28 protein-coding genes are annotated in these 17,021 nt (G+C 63.9%); all 28 read right to left on the reverse strand.

What is annotated here, in order from left to right:
- Nucleotide 1: 1 nt before the first annotated feature.
- The 28 genes from rpsK to rpsL all read right to left on the reverse strand — a co-directional run bounded on the left by rpsK (nt 2) and on the right by rpsL (nt 16,926).
- Nucleotides 2-394: a 30S ribosomal protein S11 gene (rpsK, locus tag CURTO8I2_RS07105; protein WP_159679870.1), complete on the reverse strand. Its 393-nt coding sequence runs from the start codon at nt 392-394 to the stop codon at nt 2-4.
- A gap of 11 nt (nt 395-405) precedes the next feature.
- Nucleotides 406-762, reverse strand: coding sequence for a 30S ribosomal protein S13 (gene rpsM, locus CURTO8I2_RS07110; protein WP_159679872.1), 357 nt, complete (start codon nt 760-762; stop codon nt 406-408).
- A gap of 383 nt (nt 763-1,145) precedes the next feature.
- On the reverse strand, nt 1,146-2,522 hold the full coding sequence (secY, locus tag CURTO8I2_RS07115) for a preprotein translocase subunit SecY (protein ID WP_159679874.1): 1,377 nt from the start codon (nt 2,520-2,522) through the stop codon (nt 1,146-1,148).
- A 5-nt stretch (nt 2,523-2,527) separates the two neighbouring features.
- On the reverse strand, nt 2,528-2,968 hold the full coding sequence (gene rplO, locus CURTO8I2_RS07120; protein WP_201295531.1) for a 50S ribosomal protein L15: 441 nt from the start codon (nt 2,966-2,968) through the stop codon (nt 2,528-2,530).
- Nucleotides 2,968-3,165: a 50S ribosomal protein L30 gene (rpmD, locus tag CURTO8I2_RS07125; protein WP_159679877.1), complete on the reverse strand. Its 198-nt coding sequence runs from the start codon at nt 3,163-3,165 to the stop codon at nt 2,968-2,970. Before rpmD ends, rplO begins: the two co-directional genes overlap by 1 nt.
- A complete protein-coding gene (rpsE, locus tag CURTO8I2_RS07130; protein ID WP_159679879.1) occupies nt 3,158-3,691 on the reverse strand; it encodes a 30S ribosomal protein S5 in 534 nt (177 codons plus the stop codon). The genes rpmD and rpsE overlap by 8 nt, the downstream gene beginning before the upstream one ends.
- A 167-nt stretch (nt 3,692-3,858) precedes the next feature.
- On the reverse strand, nt 3,859-4,215 hold the full coding sequence (gene rplR, locus CURTO8I2_RS07135) for a 50S ribosomal protein L18 (RefSeq protein ID WP_159679881.1): 357 nt from the start codon (nt 4,213-4,215) through the stop codon (nt 3,859-3,861).
- Between the two features lie 29 nt (nt 4,216-4,244).
- Nucleotides 4,245-4,772 carry a 50S ribosomal protein L6 gene (gene rplF / locus CURTO8I2_RS07140; protein ID WP_159679883.1) on the reverse strand — a complete coding sequence of 176 codons (528 nt, stop codon included), beginning with the start codon at nt 4,770-4,772 and terminating at the stop codon, nt 4,245-4,247.
- 14 nt (nt 4,773-4,786) lie between these two features.
- Nucleotides 4,787-5,182, reverse strand: a complete 396-nt coding sequence (gene rpsH, locus CURTO8I2_RS07145) for a 30S ribosomal protein S8 (protein WP_159679885.1) — start codon at nt 5,180-5,182, stop codon at nt 4,787-4,789.
- Nucleotides 5,183-5,323: 141 nt separating this feature from the next.
- Nucleotides 5,324-5,629 (reverse strand): 30S ribosomal protein S14, encoded by a 306-nt coding sequence (gene rpsN / locus CURTO8I2_RS07150; RefSeq protein ID WP_159679887.1) that lies wholly within the window; start codon nt 5,627-5,629, stop codon nt 5,324-5,326.
- Nucleotides 5,630-5,647: 18 nt separating this feature from the next.
- Complete coding sequence (gene rplE, locus CURTO8I2_RS07155; RefSeq protein ID WP_159679889.1) at nt 5,648-6,190, reverse strand: 50S ribosomal protein L5; 543 nt, start codon at nt 6,188-6,190, stop codon at nt 5,648-5,650.
- Between the two features lie 10 nt (nt 6,191-6,200).
- The gene (gene rplX, locus CURTO8I2_RS07160; protein ID WP_159679891.1) at nt 6,201-6,518 is read right to left on the reverse strand and encodes a 50S ribosomal protein L24; all 318 of its coding nucleotides are present in this window, start codon (nt 6,516-6,518) and stop codon (nt 6,201-6,203) included.
- A gap of 14 nt (nt 6,519-6,532) precedes the next feature.
- Nucleotides 6,533-6,901, reverse strand: a complete 369-nt coding sequence (gene rplN, locus CURTO8I2_RS07165) for a 50S ribosomal protein L14 (protein ID WP_159679893.1) — start codon at nt 6,899-6,901, stop codon at nt 6,533-6,535.
- 15 nt (nt 6,902-6,916) lie between these two features.
- Nucleotides 6,917-7,177: a 30S ribosomal protein S17 gene (gene rpsQ / locus CURTO8I2_RS07170; RefSeq protein ID WP_150928979.1), complete on the reverse strand. Its 261-nt coding sequence runs from the start codon at nt 7,175-7,177 to the stop codon at nt 6,917-6,919.
- A gap of 10 nt (nt 7,178-7,187) precedes the next feature.
- The gene (gene rpmC, locus CURTO8I2_RS07175; RefSeq protein ID WP_159679895.1) at nt 7,188-7,376 is read right to left on the reverse strand and encodes a 50S ribosomal protein L29; all 189 of its coding nucleotides are present in this window, start codon (nt 7,374-7,376) and stop codon (nt 7,188-7,190) included.
- Entirely contained in the window at nt 7,376-7,789 is a 414-nt protein-coding gene (gene rplP / locus CURTO8I2_RS07180; RefSeq protein WP_159679897.1) for a 50S ribosomal protein L16, read from the reverse strand. The genes rpmC and rplP overlap by 1 nt, the downstream gene beginning before the upstream one ends.
- A gap of 2 nt (nt 7,790-7,791) precedes the next feature.
- On the reverse strand, nt 7,792-8,532 hold the full coding sequence (gene rpsC / locus CURTO8I2_RS07185; protein ID WP_159679899.1) for a 30S ribosomal protein S3: 741 nt from the start codon (nt 8,530-8,532) through the stop codon (nt 7,792-7,794).
- A gap of 1 nt (nt 8,533) precedes the next feature.
- Nucleotides 8,534-8,926 (reverse strand): 50S ribosomal protein L22, encoded by a 393-nt coding sequence (gene rplV, locus CURTO8I2_RS07190; protein ID WP_055246839.1) that lies wholly within the window; start codon nt 8,924-8,926, stop codon nt 8,534-8,536.
- A 10-nt stretch (nt 8,927-8,936) separates the two neighbouring features.
- Nucleotides 8,937-9,209, reverse strand: coding sequence for a 30S ribosomal protein S19 (gene rpsS / locus CURTO8I2_RS07195; protein WP_055246837.1), 273 nt, complete (start codon nt 9,207-9,209; stop codon nt 8,937-8,939).
- 6 nt (nt 9,210-9,215) lie between these two features.
- A complete protein-coding gene (gene rplB, locus CURTO8I2_RS07200; RefSeq protein ID WP_159679901.1) occupies nt 9,216-10,043 on the reverse strand; it encodes a 50S ribosomal protein L2 in 828 nt (275 codons plus the stop codon).
- Nucleotides 10,044-10,053: 10 nt separating this feature from the next.
- Nucleotides 10,054-10,353 carry a 50S ribosomal protein L23 gene (rplW, locus tag CURTO8I2_RS07205; RefSeq protein WP_096208160.1) on the reverse strand — a complete coding sequence of 100 codons (300 nt, stop codon included), beginning with the start codon at nt 10,351-10,353 and terminating at the stop codon, nt 10,054-10,056.
- Nucleotides 10,350-10,955, reverse strand: coding sequence for a 50S ribosomal protein L4 (gene rplD / locus CURTO8I2_RS07210; protein ID WP_159679903.1), 606 nt, complete (start codon nt 10,953-10,955; stop codon nt 10,350-10,352). Before rplD ends, rplW begins: the two co-directional genes overlap by 4 nt.
- Nucleotides 10,956-10,966: 11 nt before the next feature.
- Entirely contained in the window at nt 10,967-11,620 is a 654-nt protein-coding gene (rplC, locus tag CURTO8I2_RS07215; RefSeq protein ID WP_159679905.1) for a 50S ribosomal protein L3, read from the reverse strand.
- Between the two features lie 10 nt (nt 11,621-11,630).
- On the reverse strand, nt 11,631-11,942 hold the full coding sequence (gene rpsJ, locus CURTO8I2_RS07220; protein WP_047137645.1) for a 30S ribosomal protein S10: 312 nt from the start codon (nt 11,940-11,942) through the stop codon (nt 11,631-11,633).
- 542 nt (nt 11,943-12,484) lie between these two features.
- Complete coding sequence (gene tuf, locus CURTO8I2_RS07225; RefSeq protein WP_159679907.1) at nt 12,485-13,675, reverse strand: elongation factor Tu; 1,191 nt, start codon at nt 13,673-13,675, stop codon at nt 12,485-12,487.
- An 89-nt stretch (nt 13,676-13,764) separates the two neighbouring features.
- A complete protein-coding gene (fusA, locus tag CURTO8I2_RS07230; protein WP_159679909.1) occupies nt 13,765-15,891 on the reverse strand; it encodes an elongation factor G in 2,127 nt (708 codons plus the stop codon).
- A gap of 182 nt (nt 15,892-16,073) precedes the next feature.
- Nucleotides 16,074-16,541, reverse strand: a complete 468-nt coding sequence (gene rpsG, locus CURTO8I2_RS07235) for a 30S ribosomal protein S7 (protein WP_159679911.1) — start codon at nt 16,539-16,541, stop codon at nt 16,074-16,076.
- A gap of 10 nt (nt 16,542-16,551) precedes the next feature.
- Nucleotides 16,552-16,926 (reverse strand): 30S ribosomal protein S12, encoded by a 375-nt coding sequence (gene rpsL / locus CURTO8I2_RS07240; RefSeq protein WP_101924969.1) that lies wholly within the window; start codon nt 16,924-16,926, stop codon nt 16,552-16,554.
- Nucleotides 16,927-17,021: the final 95 nt, after the last annotated feature.

Below are 17,021 nucleotides of genomic sequence, written 5' to 3' on the forward strand. Positions count from 1 at the left end.
TTTAGACGCGACGCTTCTTCGGCGGGCGGCATCCGTTGTGCGGGATGGGCGTCACGTCGATGATGTTGATGATCTTGTAGCCGACGTTGTTCAACGAACGCACGGCCGACTCACGTCCCGGACCCGGGCCCTTGATGCGCACTTCGAGCGACTTCACGCCGTACTCGAGGGCGACCTTGCCGGCCTTTTCGGCGGCAACCTGGGCAGCGAACGGGGTCGACTTGCGCGAGCCGCGGAAACCCGCGCCTCCCGAGGTCGCCCACGAAAGCGCATTGCCCTGGCGGTCGGTGATCGTGATGATCGTGTTGTTGAACGAAGCGTGGACATGCGCGATGCCGTCGGTGACGACGCGCTTGATCTTCTTCTTGGTCTTGGTAGCTGCGGGCTTGGCCATGGCTGTGCTCCTTACTTCCTGATGGCCTTGCGCGGACCCTTACGGGTGCGTGCATTGGTCCGGGTGCGCTGGCCACGCAGCGGGAGACCACGACGGTGACGCAGGCCGCGGTAGCACGACAGGTCCATCAGACGCTTGATGGCCATGCCGACTTCGCGACGCAGGTCGCCCTCGACCACGTACTTGCCGACTTCCGAGCGCAGGCGCTCGACTTCCGGCTCGGACAGGTCGCGGATCTTCGTGGTCGAGGTCACGCCTGCGGCGTCGCAGACCTTCTTCGAACGGGTACGGCCAATGCCGAAAATGCTTTGAAGCCCAACCCAGACATGCTTCTGGGCAGGCAGGTTCACACCTGCAATACGCGCCATGCGCGGATCTCCAACTGGTTTGCTGCCAGGGGTTCAATCCCGGCAAAAGGGAACAAGAAATAATAGCAGGGCCTCGTGGTTTCTGGAAGCCCACGGCGCCAAGGCGCCAGTGAACCCGGCATGGGGAGCGTGCCCATGCTCCGGCGACAGTCCAGGACCGGCAGCTTTCGGGAGAATCCTCCCTTGCCTGCCCCGCTCGCTACTCTGGCGTGCGGATCTTCCTGGACCACTCGCACACGAGACCGCCGCGCGAGTCGCCCATCTGAAGTCCGGCGCGTATGTCCGGACTTCGTGCGGTGCCCATCGGGCGCCGCGATACGGCATGGGGAGTGCCCATGCCGCGAGAACCGTGACGGACGACCCGAGGGCCGTCCGGCGGAACATCAACGACCGGTCAGGCCGCCGCCGCTGCGCGAACCCTTCAGGTTCGCCTTCTTCAGCAGGCTTTCGTACTGGTGCGACATCAGATGCGACTGGACCTGTGCGATGAAGTCCATGATCACCACCACCACGATCAGCAGCGACGTGCCGCCGAAGTGGAAGGAGCTGCCGAACTCGGCCCGCATGAACTCCGGCAACAGGCAGACCAGCACCAGGTACGCCGCGCCGACTGCCGTGAGGCGGGTCAGCACACCGTCGATGTAGTCGGCGGTCGCCTTGCCCGGACGGATGCCCGGAATCAGCGCGCCCGACTTCTTCAGGTTGTCGGCCGTTTCTTGGCTGTTGAACACCAGCGCGGTGTAGAAGAACGCGAAGCCTGCGATCAATGCAGCGAACAGCAGCACGTACAAGGGCTCACCGGGCGAAATCGCCTGGGCAATCCGCTGCAACGTTTGCTGCCAGCCGCTCGACGAGGTCGCCTCACCGAACCACGTGGTCACCGTTGCCGGGAACATGATGATCGAGGACGCGAAGATCGCCGGGATCACGCCTGCCATGTTGAGCTTGAGCGGCAGGAACGAGCTCTGGTTCATGTACGCGTTGCGACCACCCTGGCGGCGCGCGTAGTTGACCGTGATCCGACGCTGGCCACGCTCGACGAACACCACGAAGAACACCGCCGCCAGCACCACGACCACCAGCAGGATCGCGGCGATCGGGCTCATGTCGCCGCTGCGCAGCGAATCGAACGTGCCCAGTACCGCGCCCGGCAGACCCGCCACGATGCCGGCGAAGATGATCAGCGACACACCGTTGCCGATACCGCGCTCGGTCACCTGCTCGCCCAGCCACACCAGGAACATGGTGCCCGCGGTGAGCGCGACGATCGCGGTCAGCACGAAGCCCATGCCGGGCGCGTAGACGACCGGAATGCCGTTGTTGGCGCCCGAGCTCTGCAGCGCGACCGCGATACCCGCGGACTGGAAGATCGCCAGCGGGATCGCACCGATGCGCGACCACTGGGTGATCCTGCGCCGGCCCGACTCGCCTTCCTTCTGGATGGCCTTCAGGCTGGGCACGACCTGCACCAGCAACTGCATCACGATCGAGGCCGAGATGTAGGGAATGACGTTCAGCGCGAACAGGCTGAAACGCGACAGCGCACCACCGGAGAACATGTTGAACATGTCCACGATGGTGCCCTGCTGCTGTTCCATCAGCTGCAGCATGGCCTCGGGATTGACGCCCGGCACCGGGATGAAACACCCGATGCGGTAGACGACGAGCGCACCGAGCACGAACAGCAGGCGCTGGCGGAGCTCGGTGAACTTACCGAGCCCGGCACCAACCCCACCCATTGCGCTGCCGCTTCGCGACATCCGGCTTACTCCTCGACCTTGCCGCCAGCGGCTTCGATCGCTGCGCGGGCACCGGCCGTGGCGAGCACGCCCTTGAGCACGAGCTTCTTGCTGACTTCACCCTTGAGGACGATCTTCGCGCGCTTGGCGGTGCTGGGCACCAGCTTGGCGGCACGCAGTGCGGCGAAGTCGATGTCACCGTCGAGCTTGTCGAGCTGGTAGAGCATCACTTCGGCCACGTCGAGCTTCAGCTTGGAGCGGAAACCGACCTTCGGCAGGCGCTTGCGCAGCGGCATCTGGCCGCCTTCGAAGCCGGCCTTGATCTTGCCCTTGCCCGAACGCGCGAACGAACCCTTGTGGCCGCGGCCCGCGGTCTTGCCCAGGCCCGAACCGATACCGCGACCGACGCGCGTGCGCTCGGTGCGGGCGCCCTGTGCGGGCTTGAGAGAATTGAGCTTCATTTCGATTATTCCTCGACCTGGACCAGGTAGTGGACCTTGTTGATCAGGCCACGGACCTGCGGGCTGTCCTTCAGTTCACGCACGTCGTTGAGCTTGCCCAGACCGAGTGCTTTCACCGAAAGGCGGTGCTTGGCCTGCGAACCACGCAGACCCTTGACCAGACGCACCTTGACGGTACCGCCGGCGGCTTCCTTCTTAGCCATTGATCAGATCCTCCAGCTTCTTGCCGCGCTTGGCCGCGATCTGCGCCGGCGAATGCATCTCGTCGAGGCCGCGGATCGTGGCGCGCACGAGGTTGATCGGATTGCGCGAACCCACGGCCTTGGCCAGCACGTCCTTGACACCGACGGCCTCGAGCACGGCGCGCATCGCGCCACCGGCGATGACGCCGGTACCCTCGGACGCCGGCTGCATGAACACGTTCGCAGCGCCGTGGCGCGACTTGACCGTGTGCCACAGCGTGCTGCCGTTGAGATCGACGGTCTTCTGGTTCTTGCGGGCCTGCTCCATCGACTTCTGGATCGCGACCGGCACTTCACGCGCCTTGCCGTAACCGAAGCCGACCTTGCCGTTGCCGTCGCCGACGACCGTCAGCGCGGTGAACGTGAACTGGCGACCGCCCTTGACGGTCTTGCTGACGCGGTTGACCGTGATCAGCTTCTCGATCATGCCGTCGTCGAGCTCTTCACGATCGCGCCCGCGACCGCGGTTATCCCTTTCGTTTGCCATCTGGATTGCCTGTATTGATAGAAGGATGTACGGCTCGTGCCGCTTGGAGTTGGAAAGTGCATCGGTGAAACGCGGACGCGGCACAGAAGGCCGCGGGCGTCCGGCACGCCCCGTGCCGGCAGGTCAGGCGACACCGGACGCGAGGCCCGGTACCGACAGCGTTCGAATCAGAACTGCAGACCACCCTCGCGGGCAGCGTCGGCGAGCGCCTTGATACGACCGTGGTAGCGGTAGCCCGAGCGGTCGAATGCGACCTTCTCGATGCCCGCGGCCTTGGCCTTCTCGGCGATTGCGCGACCCACCGCGGTGGCGGCGTCGGCGTTCTTGCCGTTCTTCAGACCGTCCTTGACGTCGGCCTGGGTGGTGTTGGCGGCAGCCAGCACCTTGGAGCCATCCGAATTGAACAGCTGGGCGTAGATGTGCTGGCCGGTGCGCAGCACCGACAGGCGCGGCACGCCGAGGACACGGATGTGCGAGCGCGTGCTCTTGGCGCGGCGCAGGCGGGCATTGTTCTTGATGCTCATGATCTTGATCCCCGGGAAGCGGATGGGCCTTAGGCCTTCTTGGCTTCCTTGCGAATGATGGTTTCGTCGGAGTACTTCACGCCCTTGCCCTTGTACGGCTCCGGCGGACGGAATCCGCGGATCTTGGCGGCGACCTGACCGACGAGCTGCTTGTCTGCACCCTGGACCAGGATCTCGGTCTGGGTCGGCGTGGTCAGCGTGATGCCTTCCGGCGCCTGGAACACGACGGGATGCGAGAAACCGAGCGAGAGGTTCAGGTCCTTGCCCTGCACCGCTGCGCGATAACCGACGCCGACGAGATCGAGCTTGCGCTCGAAACCCTGCGACACGCCGTGCACCATGTTCGCGACGATCGCGCGCAGGGTTCCGGTGAGCGGAATCTGCGACGGATCATTGGCCGAAAGCAGCGCATTGCCGTCTTCGATGGTGATCTCGATATCCGAAGGCTTGACGAGCGTCAGGGTGCCCTTCGGGCCCTTCACGCTGACCAGCTCGGGCTGGATGTTGAGTTCGACGCCCTTCGGGAGGGCGATCGGCTTCTTGGCGACTCGGGACATTGTGCGTTACTCCCTTAAGCCACGAAGCACAGGACTTCACCGCCGACACCCTGCTGGCGTGCCTGCGCGTCGGTCATGATGCCCTTCGAAGTGGAAATGATGGACACGCCCAGGCCGTTGAGGACCTTCGGCAGCGCGTCCTTGCCGCGGTACTGACGCAGACCCGAGCGCGAGAAACGCTTCAGGGTCTCGATGACCGGACGGCCTTCGTAATACTTGAGGACGATCTCGAGTTCGGCCTTGGCGCCGTTCTCGGTCACGCGGAAGTCGCTGATGTAGCCTTCGTTCTTGAGAACGGTGGCGATTGCGACCTTGATCTTGGACGACGGCATCGCCGCAGTCTGCTTGCCAACAGCGGCCGCATTTCGAATGCGGACCAGCATGTCAGCGATGGGATCAGTCATGCTCATGATGATTACCTTCTGAGTGCACCGATATCCGCTTGCGCGAACACTAGTTTTTGACCCACACGGACGTCGTGCGGGGTACCACGTGAGGGCCGGTATTCTACAGGTCCGGCGCGCGAACGCCAGACCTGCAGGACGACGCTCTTACCAGCTGGCCTTGCGCAGGCCCGGCACGTCGCCGCGCATGGTGGCTTCGCGCAGCTTGTTGCGGCCCAGGCCAAACTTGCTGTAGACACCACGCGGACGGCCCGAAAGCGCGCAGCGGGTGGTCTGGCGCGCCGGCGACGAGTCGCGCGGCAGCTTCTGCAGCTTGTTGACCGCGTCGGCCTTTTCTTCGTAACCAGCGGTGGGGCTGCTGATGATCTTCTTCAGCGCCTCACGCTTTTCGGCGTGCTGCTTGGCCAGCTTCTTGCGCTTGGCCTCGCGATTGATCATGGACGTCTTTGCCATAAGTGCTCTGCCTTCGGATCAGTTGCGGAACGGGAAGCGGAAGGCTTCCAGCAGGGCCTTGGCTTCTTCGTTGGTACGGGCGGTCGTGGTGATGGCGATGTCCATGCCGCGGATCGCGTCGACGGCGTCGAAGTCGATTTCCGGGAAGATGATCTGTTCCTTCACGCCCATGTTGTAGTTGCCGCGACCGTCGAACGACCGGCCGGACACACCACGGAAGTCGCGGACGCGCGGCAGCGCGACGTTGACCAGGCGATCGAAGAACTCGTACATGCCATTGCGACGCAGCGTGACCTTGCAGCCGATCGGCCAGCCGTCGCGGATCTTGAACGAGGCGACCGACACGCGCGACTTGGTCACCAGCGGCTTCTGGCCGCTGATCTTGGCCATGTCGGCAGTCGCGTTCTCGAGCACCTTCTTGTTCGCGGCAGCTTCACCCACGCCCATGTTGATGGTGATCTTGCTCAGGCGCGGGACCTGCATGATGTTGGCGTAACCGAACTGCTCCATGAGCTTCGGTACCACCTCATCCTTGTAAAACTGTTCCAGACGGGTCGTCATTTCTGCATCCTCAGGCGTCGAGCGCCTCACCGCTCGAGCGGAACACGCGCAGCGTGCGTCCATCCTCGAGTGTCTTGGTTCCAATGCGCTCGCCCTTGCCGGTGGCAGGGTTGAACGGCATCACGTTCGAAGCATGGATCGGCGCTTCGCGCTCGACCACGCCACCAGCCTGACCTGCTTGCGGGTTCGGCTTGGTGTGGCGCTTGACGATGTTGATGTTCGAGACGACGACCTTCTCGCCGATCACGCGCACCACGTCACCACGCTTGCCCTTGTCCTTGCCGGCGATCACGATCACGTGGTCGCCCTTCTTGATTCGATTAGCCATTTTCGTTTCTCCGCTCAGAGCACTTCGGGCGCGAGCGAGACGATCTTCATGAACTTCTCGGAACGCAGTTCACGGGTCACGGGCCCGAAGATGCGGGTGCCGATCGGCTCCTGCTTGTTGTTGAGCAACACGGCGGCGTTGCCATCGAAGCGGATCAGCGAGCCGTCCGGACGGCGCACACCCTTGCGGGTACGCACCACGACGGCGTCATAGACCTCGCCCTTCTTGACCTTGCCACGCGGAATCGCTTCCTTGATCGACACCTTGATGATGTCGCCGATGCCGGCGTAACGGCGCTTCGAGCCGCCCAGCACCTTGATGCACATCACTTCCTTGGCACCGCTGTTGTCCGCCACATCGAGGTGGCTCTGCATCTGGATCATGGTATGCCCTCCTCGTTATTCGGCGGCGCGCGTGACGATTTCCGCCACGCGCCAGTTCTTGGTCTTGGACATCGGTGCAATCTCGACGACCTTCACGAGGTCGCCTTCCTGGCACGCGTTCTCGGCATCGTGGGCGTGGAGCTTGGTCGAACGCTTGATGTACTTGCCGTACAGGGCGTGCTTGACCTGACGCTCCACCAGCACGGTGACCGTCTTGTCCATCTTGTTGCTGACCACGCGGCCCTGGACCGTACGCTGCTTCTTTTCGGTATTCATGGTCGGGTCCTTACTTCTTCTGACCGATCAGGGTGTTGACGCGCGCAATCTCGCGGCGCACCCGACGGGTGTCGTGCGTCTTGGTCAGCTGGCCAGTGGCCTTCTGCATGCGGAGCGAGAAACGCTCCTTGTGCAGCTCGAGGAGATGCGACTGCAAATCCTCGACCGACTTCTCGCGGAGTTCCTTGGTCGTAGCCATCAGCGCACCGTCCGGGTCACGAATTGGGTGGTGACCGACAGCTTCGCGGCGGCCAGGCGGAACGCTTCACGCGCCACCTCCTCCTCGACACCCTCGATCTCGAAGATCATGCGGCCGGGCTGGATCTGTGCGACCCAGTACTCGACGCTGCCCTTGCCGGAGCCCATTCGGACTTCGATCGGCTTCTTGGTGATCGGCTTGTCCGGGAACACGCGGATCCACATCTTGCCGCCGCGCTTGACGTGACGGCTGATGGAACGACGACCGGCTTCGATCTGACGCGCGGTCAGCTGGCCGGTCGCGGTGGACCGCAGGCCGAACTCGCCGAAGCTGACTGCGTTGCCGCTCCATGCCAGGCCTTCGTTACGGCCCTTGTGCATCTTGCGGTATTTGGTTCGCTTGGGTTGCAACATGATTAGTCCCTCGCCTCGCGCTCGCGACGCGGACCCCGACGATCGCGATCATTGCGATCACCACGATCTCCGCCACGCGGCGTGTCGTCCTGCTTCTCCTGGCCCACCTGGCTGAAATCGAAGATCTCGCCCTTGTAGATCCAGGTCTTGATGCCGATGATCCCATAGGTCGTCTTGGCTTCGGCAAAGCCGTAGTCGACGTCGGCGCGGAGGGTGTGCAACGGCACGCGGCCTTCGCGGTACCACTCCGAACGCGCGATCTCGGCGCCGTTGAGGCGGCCGGCGACGTTGACCTTGATGCCCAGCGCGCCGAGGCGCATCGCATTGCCGACAGCGCGCTTCATCGCGCGGCGGAACATGATGCGGCGCTCGAGCTGCTGCGCGATCGACTCGGCGACCAGCTGCGCGTCGAGCTCCGGCTTGCGGACTTCGGTGACGTTGATGTGCGCGGGAACGCCCATCATGTCGCTCACGTCCTTGCGCAGCTTCTCGATGTCCTCGCCACGCTTGCCGATCACCACGCCCGGACGGGCGGTGTGGATCGTCACGCGCGCCGTCTTCGCCGGACGCTCGATCAGGATCTTGCTGATGCCGGCGGAGGCGAGACGCTTGCGCAGCATCTCGCGGACCTTCAGGTCAGCGGCCAGGTACTCGGCGTATTCCTTCTTGCCGGCGTACCACTTGGAATTCCAGTCCTTGGCGATGCCGAGGCGGATGCCGATGGGATGAACTTTGTGACCCATATTACTTGCCCTCTCCCACGACGACGGTGATGTGGCTGGTGCGCTTGAGGATGCGGGTACCGCGTCCCTTCGCGCGCGCCATGAAGCGCTTCAGCGTCGGACCTTCGTCGACCGTGATGGTGGCGATCTTGAGTTCGTCGACGTCCGCGCCAGCGTTGTTCTCGGCGTTGGCGATGGCCGATTCGACGACCTTCTTGATCATGTGCGCGGCTTTCTTGTCCGAGAACTTCAGCAGGCCGACGGCGCGCTCGACCGGCAGACCACGGACCTGGTCGGCGACCAGACGTGCCTTCTGCGGCGAGATGCGCGCGGTGCGAAGGATCGCGGTGCGCTTGTTGACCTCGGTGCGAGCGCGCTTCTGCTCTTCGAGGCGGGCTTTCGTTGCCTTGTCCATTGTGCGCTCCTTACCTGCCCGACTTCTTGTCGCCGCCGTGACCCTTGAAGGTCCGCGTCAACGCGAATTCGCCGAGCTTGTGGCCAACCATGTTCTCGTTGACCAGCACCGGGACGTGGTTCTTGCCGTTGTGGATGGCGATGGTGAAACCGATCATGTCCGGCAGGACCATCGAGCGACGCGACCAGGTCTTGATCGGCTTCTTGGTGTTGGTGCCCGCGGCTTCCACCTTCTTGACGAGGTGGTGGTCGACGAACGGACCCTTCTTGAGTGAACGTGCCATGGTCTATCAGCTCCTGCGATCGCGCACGATGAACTGCTGCGTCCGCTTGTTATGGCGGGTCTTGTAGCCCTTGGTCGGAACGCCCCAAGGAGTAACCGGGTGCGGGTTGCCCTGACCGGCCTTGGCTTCACCACCGCCGTGCGGATGGTCGACCGGGTTCATGGCCGCGCCGCGGACGGTCGGCTTGACGCCGCGCCAGCGCTTGGCACCGGCCTTGCCCAGCTTCTCGAGGCTGTGCTCGTCGTTGCTGACCTCGCCGATCGTGGCGCGGCACTCGGACGGCACGCGACGCACTTCGCCCGAACGCAGACGCACGGTGGCGTAGACGCCTTCGCGCGACACCAACTGCACGCCGGCACCGGCGGCACGCGCGATCTGCGCACCCTTGCCCGGCTTCATCTCGATGCAGTGGATCGTCGAACCGACCGGGATGTTGCGCAGCGGCAGCGTGTTGCCCGTCTTGATCGGGGCATCCGAACCGGAGATCACCTGGTCACCGGCCTTCAGGCCCTTCGGCGCGATGATGTAACGGCGCTCGCCGTCGACATAGCACAGCAGCGCGATATGGGCGGTGCGGTTCGGGTCATATTCGATGCGCTCGACGCGCGCCGGAATGCCTTCCTTGTCCCGCTTGAAATCGACGATGCGGTAGTGCTGCTTGTGGCCACCACCGATGTGACGGGTGGTGATGCGGCCGTGGTGGTTGCGACCACCGGTGTTGGTCTTCTTCTCGACCAGCGCAGCGTGCGGCGCACCCTTGTGCAGATCGGGGTGCACGACGCGGACCGCAGAGCGGCGGCCGGGCGAAGTGGGCTTGAACTTCATCAATGGCATCGGGGCTTCCTCAGACCTTCGCGTTCATGACGTCGATCGACTGGCCGTCGGCCAGCTTCACGTAGGCCTTGCGCCAGTCACCGCGGCTGCCCTGGCGCTGACGGAAGGACTTGTTCTTGCCCTTCACGTTCAACACGTTGACCGCCTCGACCTTGACGTCGAACAGCTTCTCGATCGCGGCCTTGATGTCGGCCTTGGTGGCGACCGTCGACACTTCGAACGCGTACTGGTTGGACACTTCCTGCAGGCGCGCGGTCTTCTCGGACACACGCGGCGCACGGATCACTTCATAGAGCTTGGCGTCGTTCATGCCAGCCACTCCTCGATCTTCTTCACCGCATCGGTGGTGATCAGCACGGTATCGGCGCCGACCAGCGCGACCGGATCCAGGCCCTGCACGTCGCGGATCTCGACGTAGGGCAGATTGCGTGCCGACAGGTACAGGTGCTCCGAAGCGTCTTCGGTCACGATCAGCGGGCGCTTGCCCAGATCGAATTCCTTGAGCTTGGCGACCATGCCGCTGGTCTTCGTCTCGGACAGGTCGAACGTCTCGACGACGGTCAGACGGCCCTGGCGGTTGAGCTCGGACAGGATCGCCGACATCGCCGCGCGGTACATCTTGCGGTTGACCTTCTGCGCGAAGCTGCGCGGCTTGGCCGCGAACGTCACGCCACCACCGACGAAGATCGGAGCGGTCAGGGCGCCGTGACGTGCACCGCCACCCTTCTGCTTCTTCGACTTCTTGGTCGTGCCGTTGACTTCCGAACGGGTCTTCTGCGCCTTGGTACCGGCGCGACCGGCGTTGCGGTAGGCCACGACCACCTGGTGGACCAGGTCTTCGCTGAAATCACGGCCGAAGACTTCGTCGGAGACCGACAGCTTCGTGCTGCTGTTGTTGATTGCGAGTTCCATCGTGCTACTCCTTATGCCTTGCTCGACGGACGCACGATCACGTCACCGCCCGGCGCGCCGGGAACGGCACCCTTGACGGCGATCAGGCCGCGCTCGGCGTCGACCTGCACGATCTGCAGGCGCTGCGTGGTCTGCACGTCGGCGCCCATGTGGCCGGACATCTTCTTGCCCGGAAACACGCGGCCCGGCGTCTGGCGCTGACCGAGCGAACCCGGCTGGCGGTGCGACAGCGAGTTACCGTGCGTCGCGTCGCCCATCTTGAAGTTCCAGCGCTTGATCGTGCCCTGGAAGCCCTTGCCCTTCGTGACGCCCTGGACGTCGACGATCTGGCCCACTTCGAAGATGTCGGCCTTGATCTCGCCACCGACGCTGAAGTCGGCGATCTTGTCGTCGGCCACGCGGAGCTCCCACAGGCCACGACCGGCTTCGACCTTCGCCTTGGCGAGGTGACCGGTTTCCGGCTTGTTGAGCAGCGATGCGCGCTTGACGCCTGCAGTGATCTGCACGGCGCTGTAACCGTCGGTCTCGACGGTCTTGATCTGGGTGATGCGGTTCGGGGTCGCCTCGATCAGCGTCACCGGCACGGACTTGCCGTCTTCGGTGAACACTCGGCTCATGCCGGCCTTGCGGCCGACGATGCCCAACGAATGAATCTTCGCGGTCATGGTGCGGTCCTCAGGTCAGCTTGATCTGGACGTCGACGCCGGCTGCAAGCTCAAGCTTCATCAGCGCGTCAACGGTCTTGTCGTTCGGGTCGACGATATCCAGCACACGCTTGTGGGTGCGGGTCTCGTACTGGTCACGCGCATCCTTGTCGACGTGCGGCGACGTCAGGATGGTGTAACGCTCGATCTTGGTCGGCAGCGGGATCGGGCCGCGCACCTGTGCACCGGTACGCTTCGCGGTCTCGACGATCTCGCTGGCCGAGCGATCGATCAGGCGGTGATCGAATGCCTTGAGGCGGATCCGGATTTTTTGGTCCGTCATGACGGAAATATCCTTGGTTGAAAGAGCGACGGGCCTGCGGCTGGGTGCGCAGAACCCCATTGATTCGTGGCTGTCCGAGGCATTCACCCGCGCCCCGGGGCCGTTCCATGCAAAACACAAAAGGCAGACCGGTTTCCCGATCCGCCCAGACATCAGAAATTCAGACGCGGTGATCGGCTCCATCCCTTCGTGCTCCGGACATTTCCGGAACGGGTGGAGCACAGCCTCGCGACATTTCCGTGTCTGGCGAAGACGAGGGCATCCTGCACCTCATTTCGCGATTTCGCGGACATCCGATGAAGGCCTGTCCGCGAGGGTCTTGCATCATAGCGGGTCTGGCCGGGTGGGCGCAAGCCCCGTCCTTCGAAGACCCGACAGGCCTGCAGGGCAGACCTGTCTGTCGATCGTCATTCCCGGGAAAGCGGAGATCCAGAGACTTCTGCTGTCGAGTTCCGTGCGAACCCCAAAAATCGCTGGATCCCCGCTTTCGCGAGGGCGACGTCCTGGCAGCCGAGCGCGCTAGGCGCGCTCGGGCCAATACGTCACTTGATGATCTTGGCCACCACGCCGGCGCCGACGGTACGGCCGCCTTCGCGGATCGCGAAGCGCAGGCCTTCGTCCATCGCCACCGGGTTGATCAGCGTGACCACCATCTTCACGTTGTCGCCCGGCATCACCATCTCGGTGCCTTCCGGCAGCTCGACCGCACCGGTGATGTCGGTGGTGCGGAAGTAGAACTGCGGACGGTAGCCCTTGAAGAACGGCGTGTGACGGCCGCCTTCGTCCTTCGACAGGACATAGACTTCGGCTTCGAAATCGGTGTGCGGCTTGATCGAACCCGGCTTGGCCAGCACCTGGCCACGCTCGACGTCGTCACGCTTGGTGCCGCGCAGCAGCAGACCGGCGTTGTCGCCCGCCTGGCCCTGGTCGAGCAGCTTGCGGAACATTTCGACGCCCGTGACGGTCGTCTTCTGCACCGGACGGATACCGACGATTTCGATTTCTTCGCCGACCTTGATCACGCCGCGCTCGATACGACCGGTCACGACCGTGCCGCGGCCCGAGATCGAGAACACGTCTTCGACCGGCATCAGGAACGCCTTGTCGACGTCACGCTCCGGCTCCGGGATGAAGGTGTCGAGCGCGTCGACCAGCTTCAGGATCGCCGGCACGCCGATGTCGCTCTGGTCGCCTTCCAGCGCCAGACGGGCCGAGCCGTGGATGATCGGGGTGTCGTCGCCCGGGAAGTCGTACTTCGACAGCAGCTCGCGCACTTCCATCTCGACCAGCTCGAGCAGCTCGGCGTCGTCGACCATGTCGGCCTTGTTCAGGAACACGACGATGTGCGGCACGCCGACCTGACGCGAGAGCAGGATGTGCTCGCGGGTCTGCGGCATCGGGCCGTCAGCGGCCGAACACACCAGGATCGCGCCGTCCATCTGCGCAGCGCCGGTGATCATGTTCTTGACGTAGTCGGCGTGACCCGGGCAATCGACGTGCGCGTAGTGGCGCTTCTCGGATTCGTACTCGACGTGTGCGGTCGAGATCGTGATGCCGCGCGCCTTCTCTTCCGGCGCCGCGTCGATCGCGTCGTAGGCCTTGAATTCGCCGCCGAAACGCTCCGCACCGATCTTCGTCAGCGCCGCCGTCAGCGTCGTCTTGCCGTGGTCAACGTGACCAATCGTGCCCACGTTCACGTGGGGCTTGGTGCGCTCGAACTTACCCTTTGCCATGGTGATTCACCTTTCTATTGATTCGGGATTGGAAACTGGGATCCGGACATCCGACGCCGCCTGGCAGCGCCGGATTCCAATCCCGAGGATTACTTCTTGATGACGGTTTCGGCGATGTTCGTCGGCGCTTCCGCGTAGTGATCGAACTCCATCGAGAACGTCGCGCGGCCCTGGGACATCGAGCGCAGCGTGGTCGCATAGCCGAACATTTCACCCAGCGGAATCATCGCGTTGATGATCTTGCCCGACGGGCTGTCGTCCTGGCCCTGCAGGATGCCGCGACGACGGCTCACGTCGCCCATCACGTCACCGAGGTAATCCTCGGGGCTGACGATCTCGACCTTCATCATCGGCTCGAGCAGCACCGGGCTCGCCTTGACGAAGCCCTGCTTGAACGCCATCGACGAGGCGAGCTTGAACGCCATTTCCGACGAGTCGACGTCGTGGTACGAGCCGAACACCAGCTTGACCTTGACGCCCACGACCGGGAAGCCGGCGATCGGACCACTGGTGATCGTTTCGCGGATGCCCTTCTCGACCGACGGGATGAATTCCTTCGGAATCACGCCACCGGTGATGTCGTTGATGAAGAGGAAGTCGTCCTTGATGTCGCCCGACAGCTTCGGATCGGCACGGTCGGCCTCGGTCAGGGGCGACAACTCGATCACGACGTGACCGTACTGGCCCTTGCCGCCCGACTGCTTGGCGTGCTTGTAGTCCGACTTGACGTCCGGGGTGCGGATCGTCTCGCGGTACGCGACCTGCGGCTTGCCGACGTTCGCCTCGACGTTGAACTCGCGCTTCATGCGGTCGACGATGATGTCCAGATGCAGCTCGCCCATGCCGGCGATGATGGTCTGGCCAGATTCTTCGTCGGTACGCACGCGGAAGGACGGATCCTCCTGCGCCAGGCGACCGAGCGCGAGGCCCATCTTCTCCTGGTCCGACTTGGTCTTCGGCTCGACCGCCATCGAGATGACGGGCTCCGGGAACACCATGCGCTCGAGCGTGATGATGTGATCCTGCGCGCACAGCGTGTCACCGGTGGTCACGTCCTTCAGGCCGACGGCCGCAGCGATGTCGCCCGCGCGCACTTCCTTGATCTCTTCGCGGTTGTTGGAGTGCATCTGCAGGATGCGACCCACGCGCTCCTTCTTCGACTTGACCGGGTTATACACCTGGTCGCCGGCGTTGAGCACGCCCGAGTAGACGCGGAAGAACGTCAGCGAACCCACGAACGGGTCCGTCATGATCTTGAACGCCAGCGCGGAGAACGGCGCCTTGTCGTCGGCGGTGCGGGTGTCTTCCTTCTCGTCGTCGTCGATGCCCTGCACCGGCGGACGGTCGGACGGCGACGGCAGCAGCTGGATGACGCCGTCGAGCATCGCCTGGACGCCCTTGTTCTTGAACGCGGTGCCACAGAACACCGGCACGATCTCGACCTTCAGGGTGCGCTCGCGCAGACCCGAGATGATCTCTTCCTCGGACAGCTCACCCTCGTTGAGGTACTTGTCCATCAGCGCTTCGTTGGCCTCGGCCGCAGCCTCGACCATGAACGCGCGCGCCTCGGCCGACGTGTCGACCAGGTTCGCCGGAATGTCGCGGTACTCGAACGTGGTGCCCTGGGACGCGGTATCCCAGTGGATCGCCTTCATCTTGAGCAGGTCGACCACGCCCTCGAAGCCGTCTTCGGCACCGATCGGCACCTGCATCGGCACGGCGTACGCGCCCAGGCGCGCCTTCAGCTGGTCCACGACCTTGCTGAAGTTGGCACCGGTGCGGTCCATCTTGTTGACGAACGCGAGGCGCGGCACCTGGTACTTGTTGGCCTGACGCCACACGGTCTCGGACTGCGGCTGCACACCGCCGACGGCGCACAGCACGAACACCGCGCCGTCGAGCACGCGCAGCGAGCGCTCCACTTCGATCGTGAAGTCGACGTGGCCGGGGGTGTCGATGATGTTGAAGCGGTGCTCGGGCAGCGACTTGTCCATGCCCTTCCAGAACGCCGTGGTGGCCGCCGAAGTGATGGTGATGCCGCGTTCCTGCTCCTGCTCCATCCAGTCCATGGTGGCGGCGCCGTCGTGCACTTCACCGATCTTGTGGCTGACGCCGGTGTAGAACAGGATGCGCTCGGAAGTCGTCGTCTTGCCGGCATCGATGTGGGCCATGATGCCGAAGTTGCGGTAGCGTTCGATGGGTGTCGTGCGAGCCACGTCGGTTTCTCGTATTGAATGGCGAAGTCCCGCTGGAACACGGACCCTTCGCGATGGAATCGCTTGAATGGACGAATGCCGCCTTGCGGCGGCCTTCGGATCCTGCGTGCGGTCGGTGACCGCCTGAAGGCACCTGGATGGTGCCGACGGGCCCCGGAATCAACCGGGACCCGCGGGGCCGCTTACCAGCGGTAGTGCGCGAACGCCTTGTTGGCGTCGGCCATGCGGTGGGTTTCTTCGCGCTTCTTGATCGCGCCACCACGGTTTTCGGACGCGTCGATCAGCTCGGCGGCCAGCTTGCGCGGCATGGTGTTCTCGCCGCGCTTGCGCGCCGACTCGATCAGCCAGCGCATCGCCAGGGCCATGCGACGCGAGGCGCGCACTTCGACCGGCACCTGGTAGGTGGCACCACCGACGCGACGCGACTTCACTTCGACGGCCGGCGAGATGTTGCCCAGCGCCTTCTCGACGAGTTCGAGCGGATTGCCGTTCTTCTCGCTGATGACGTCCATGGCACCGTAGACGATCTTTTCTGCGATCGACTTCTTGCCGCTCTTCATGACCATGTTGATGAAGCGCGCGATCGTGTCGCTGTTGTGCTTCGGGTCGGGCAGCACGGAGCGCTGCGGGGTGTTTCCTTTACGCGACATTGTCTATTCCTCAGCCCTTCGGACGCTTGGTGCCGTACTTCGAACGGCTCTGCTTGCGCTTCGCAACGCCGGAGGCGTCGAGCGAACCGCGCACGGTGTGGTAACGCACGCCCGGGAGGTCCTTGACGCGACCGCCGCGGATCAGCACCACGCTGTGCTCCTGCAGGTTGTGGCCTTCACCACCGATGTACGAAATCACTTCGTAACCGTTGGTCAGGCGCACCTTGGCGACCTTGCGAAGTGCCGAGTTCGGCTTCTTCGGGGTCGTGGTGTACACGCGGGTGCAGACGCCACGGCGCTGCGGGCAGTTCGCCAGTGCCGGCGAAGTGCTCTTGTAGGTTTCGGGGCTGCGCGGCTTCCGCACCAGCTGGTTGATCGTTGCCATCAGGTCTCGGGTCTTTGGTTCGGGCCGGAGCCCGGTGAAAACGAAGACAGACGGATAGGCCGCCTGTCAGACGAAAAAGTATAGCCCGCGCTGAC

Source organism: Luteimonas sp. 9C, assembly GCF_902506295.1.
Lineage (GTDB): Bacteria > Pseudomonadota > Gammaproteobacteria > Xanthomonadales > Xanthomonadaceae > Luteimonas.

What these genes read in the sequence shown, in the direction of transcription:
- rpsK (WP_159679870.1), bottom strand. Translation starts at nt 394, where the DNA reads ATGGCCAAGCCCGCAGCTACCAAGACCAAGAAGAAGATCAAGCGCGTC.
- rpsM (WP_159679872.1), bottom strand. Translation starts at nt 762, where the DNA reads ATGGCGCGTATTGCAGGTGTGAACCTGCCTGCCCAGAAGCATGTCTGG.
- secY (WP_159679874.1), bottom strand. Translation starts at nt 2,522, where the DNA reads ATGTCGCGAAGCGGCAGCGCAATGGGTGGGGTTGGTGCCGGGCTCGGT.
- rpmD (WP_159679877.1), bottom strand. Translation starts at nt 3,165, where the DNA reads ATGGCTAAGAAGGAAGCCGCCGGCGGTACCGTCAAGGTGCGTCTGGTC.
- rpsE (WP_159679879.1), bottom strand. Translation starts at nt 3,691, where the DNA reads ATGGCAAACGAAAGGGATAACCGCGGTCGCGGGCGCGATCGTGAAGAG.
- rplR (WP_159679881.1), bottom strand. Translation starts at nt 4,215, where the DNA reads ATGAGCATCAAGAACAATGCCCGCCTGCGCCGCGCCAAGAGCACGCGC.
- rplF (WP_159679883.1), bottom strand. Translation starts at nt 4,772, where the DNA reads ATGTCCCGAGTCGCCAAGAAGCCGATCGCCCTCCCGAAGGGCGTCGAA.
- rpsH (WP_159679885.1), bottom strand. Translation starts at nt 5,182, where the DNA reads ATGAGCATGACTGATCCCATCGCTGACATGCTGGTCCGCATTCGAAAT.
- rpsN (WP_159679887.1), bottom strand. Translation starts at nt 5,629, where the DNA reads ATGGCAAAGACGTCCATGATCAATCGCGAGGCCAAGCGCAAGAAGCTG.
- rplE (WP_159679889.1), bottom strand. Translation starts at nt 6,190, where the DNA reads ATGACGACCCGTCTGGAACAGTTTTACAAGGATGAGGTGGTACCGAAG.
- rplX (WP_159679891.1), bottom strand. Translation starts at nt 6,518, where the DNA reads ATGGCTAATCGAATCAAGAAGGGCGACCACGTGATCGTGATCGCCGGC.
- rplN (WP_159679893.1), bottom strand. Translation starts at nt 6,901, where the DNA reads ATGATCCAGATGCAGAGCCACCTCGATGTGGCGGACAACAGCGGTGCC.
- rpsQ (WP_150928979.1), bottom strand. Translation starts at nt 7,177, where the DNA reads ATGAATACCGAAAAGAAGCAGCGTACGGTCCAGGGCCGCGTGGTCAGC.
- rpmC (WP_159679895.1), bottom strand. Translation starts at nt 7,376, where the DNA reads ATGGCTACGACCAAGGAACTCCGCGAGAAGTCGGTCGAGGATTTGCAG.
- rplP (WP_159679897.1), bottom strand. Translation starts at nt 7,789, where the DNA reads ATGTTGCAACCCAAGCGAACCAAATACCGCAAGATGCACAAGGGCCGT.
- rpsC (WP_159679899.1), bottom strand. Translation starts at nt 8,532, where the DNA reads ATGGGTCACAAAGTTCATCCCATCGGCATCCGCCTCGGCATCGCCAAG.
- rplV (WP_055246839.1), bottom strand. Translation starts at nt 8,926, where the DNA reads ATGGACAAGGCAACGAAAGCCCGCCTCGAAGAGCAGAAGCGCGCTCGC.
- rpsS (WP_055246837.1), bottom strand. Translation starts at nt 9,209, where the DNA reads ATGGCACGTTCACTCAAGAAGGGTCCGTTCGTCGACCACCACCTCGTC.
- rplB (WP_159679901.1), bottom strand. Translation starts at nt 10,043, where the DNA reads ATGCCATTGATGAAGTTCAAGCCCACTTCGCCCGGCCGCCGCTCTGCG.
- rplW (WP_096208160.1), bottom strand. Translation starts at nt 10,353, where the DNA reads ATGAACGACGCCAAGCTCTATGAAGTGATCCGTGCGCCGCGTGTGTCC.
- rplD (WP_159679903.1), bottom strand. Translation starts at nt 10,955, where the DNA reads ATGGAACTCGCAATCAACAACAGCAGCACGAAGCTGTCGGTCTCCGAC.
- rplC (WP_159679905.1), bottom strand. Translation starts at nt 11,620, where the DNA reads ATGACCGCGAAGATTCATTCGTTGGGCATCGTCGGCCGCAAGGCCGGC.
- rpsJ (WP_047137645.1), bottom strand. Translation starts at nt 11,942, where the DNA reads ATGACGGACCAAAAAATCCGGATCCGCCTCAAGGCATTCGATCACCGC.
- tuf (WP_159679907.1), bottom strand. Translation starts at nt 13,675, where the DNA reads ATGGCAAAGGGTAAGTTCGAGCGCACCAAGCCCCACGTGAACGTGGGC.
- rpsG (WP_159679911.1), bottom strand. Translation starts at nt 16,541, where the DNA reads ATGTCGCGTAAAGGAAACACCCCGCAGCGCTCCGTGCTGCCCGACCCG.
- rpsL (WP_101924969.1), bottom strand. Translation starts at nt 16,926, where the DNA reads ATGGCAACGATCAACCAGCTGGTGCGGAAGCCGCGCAGCCCCGAAACC.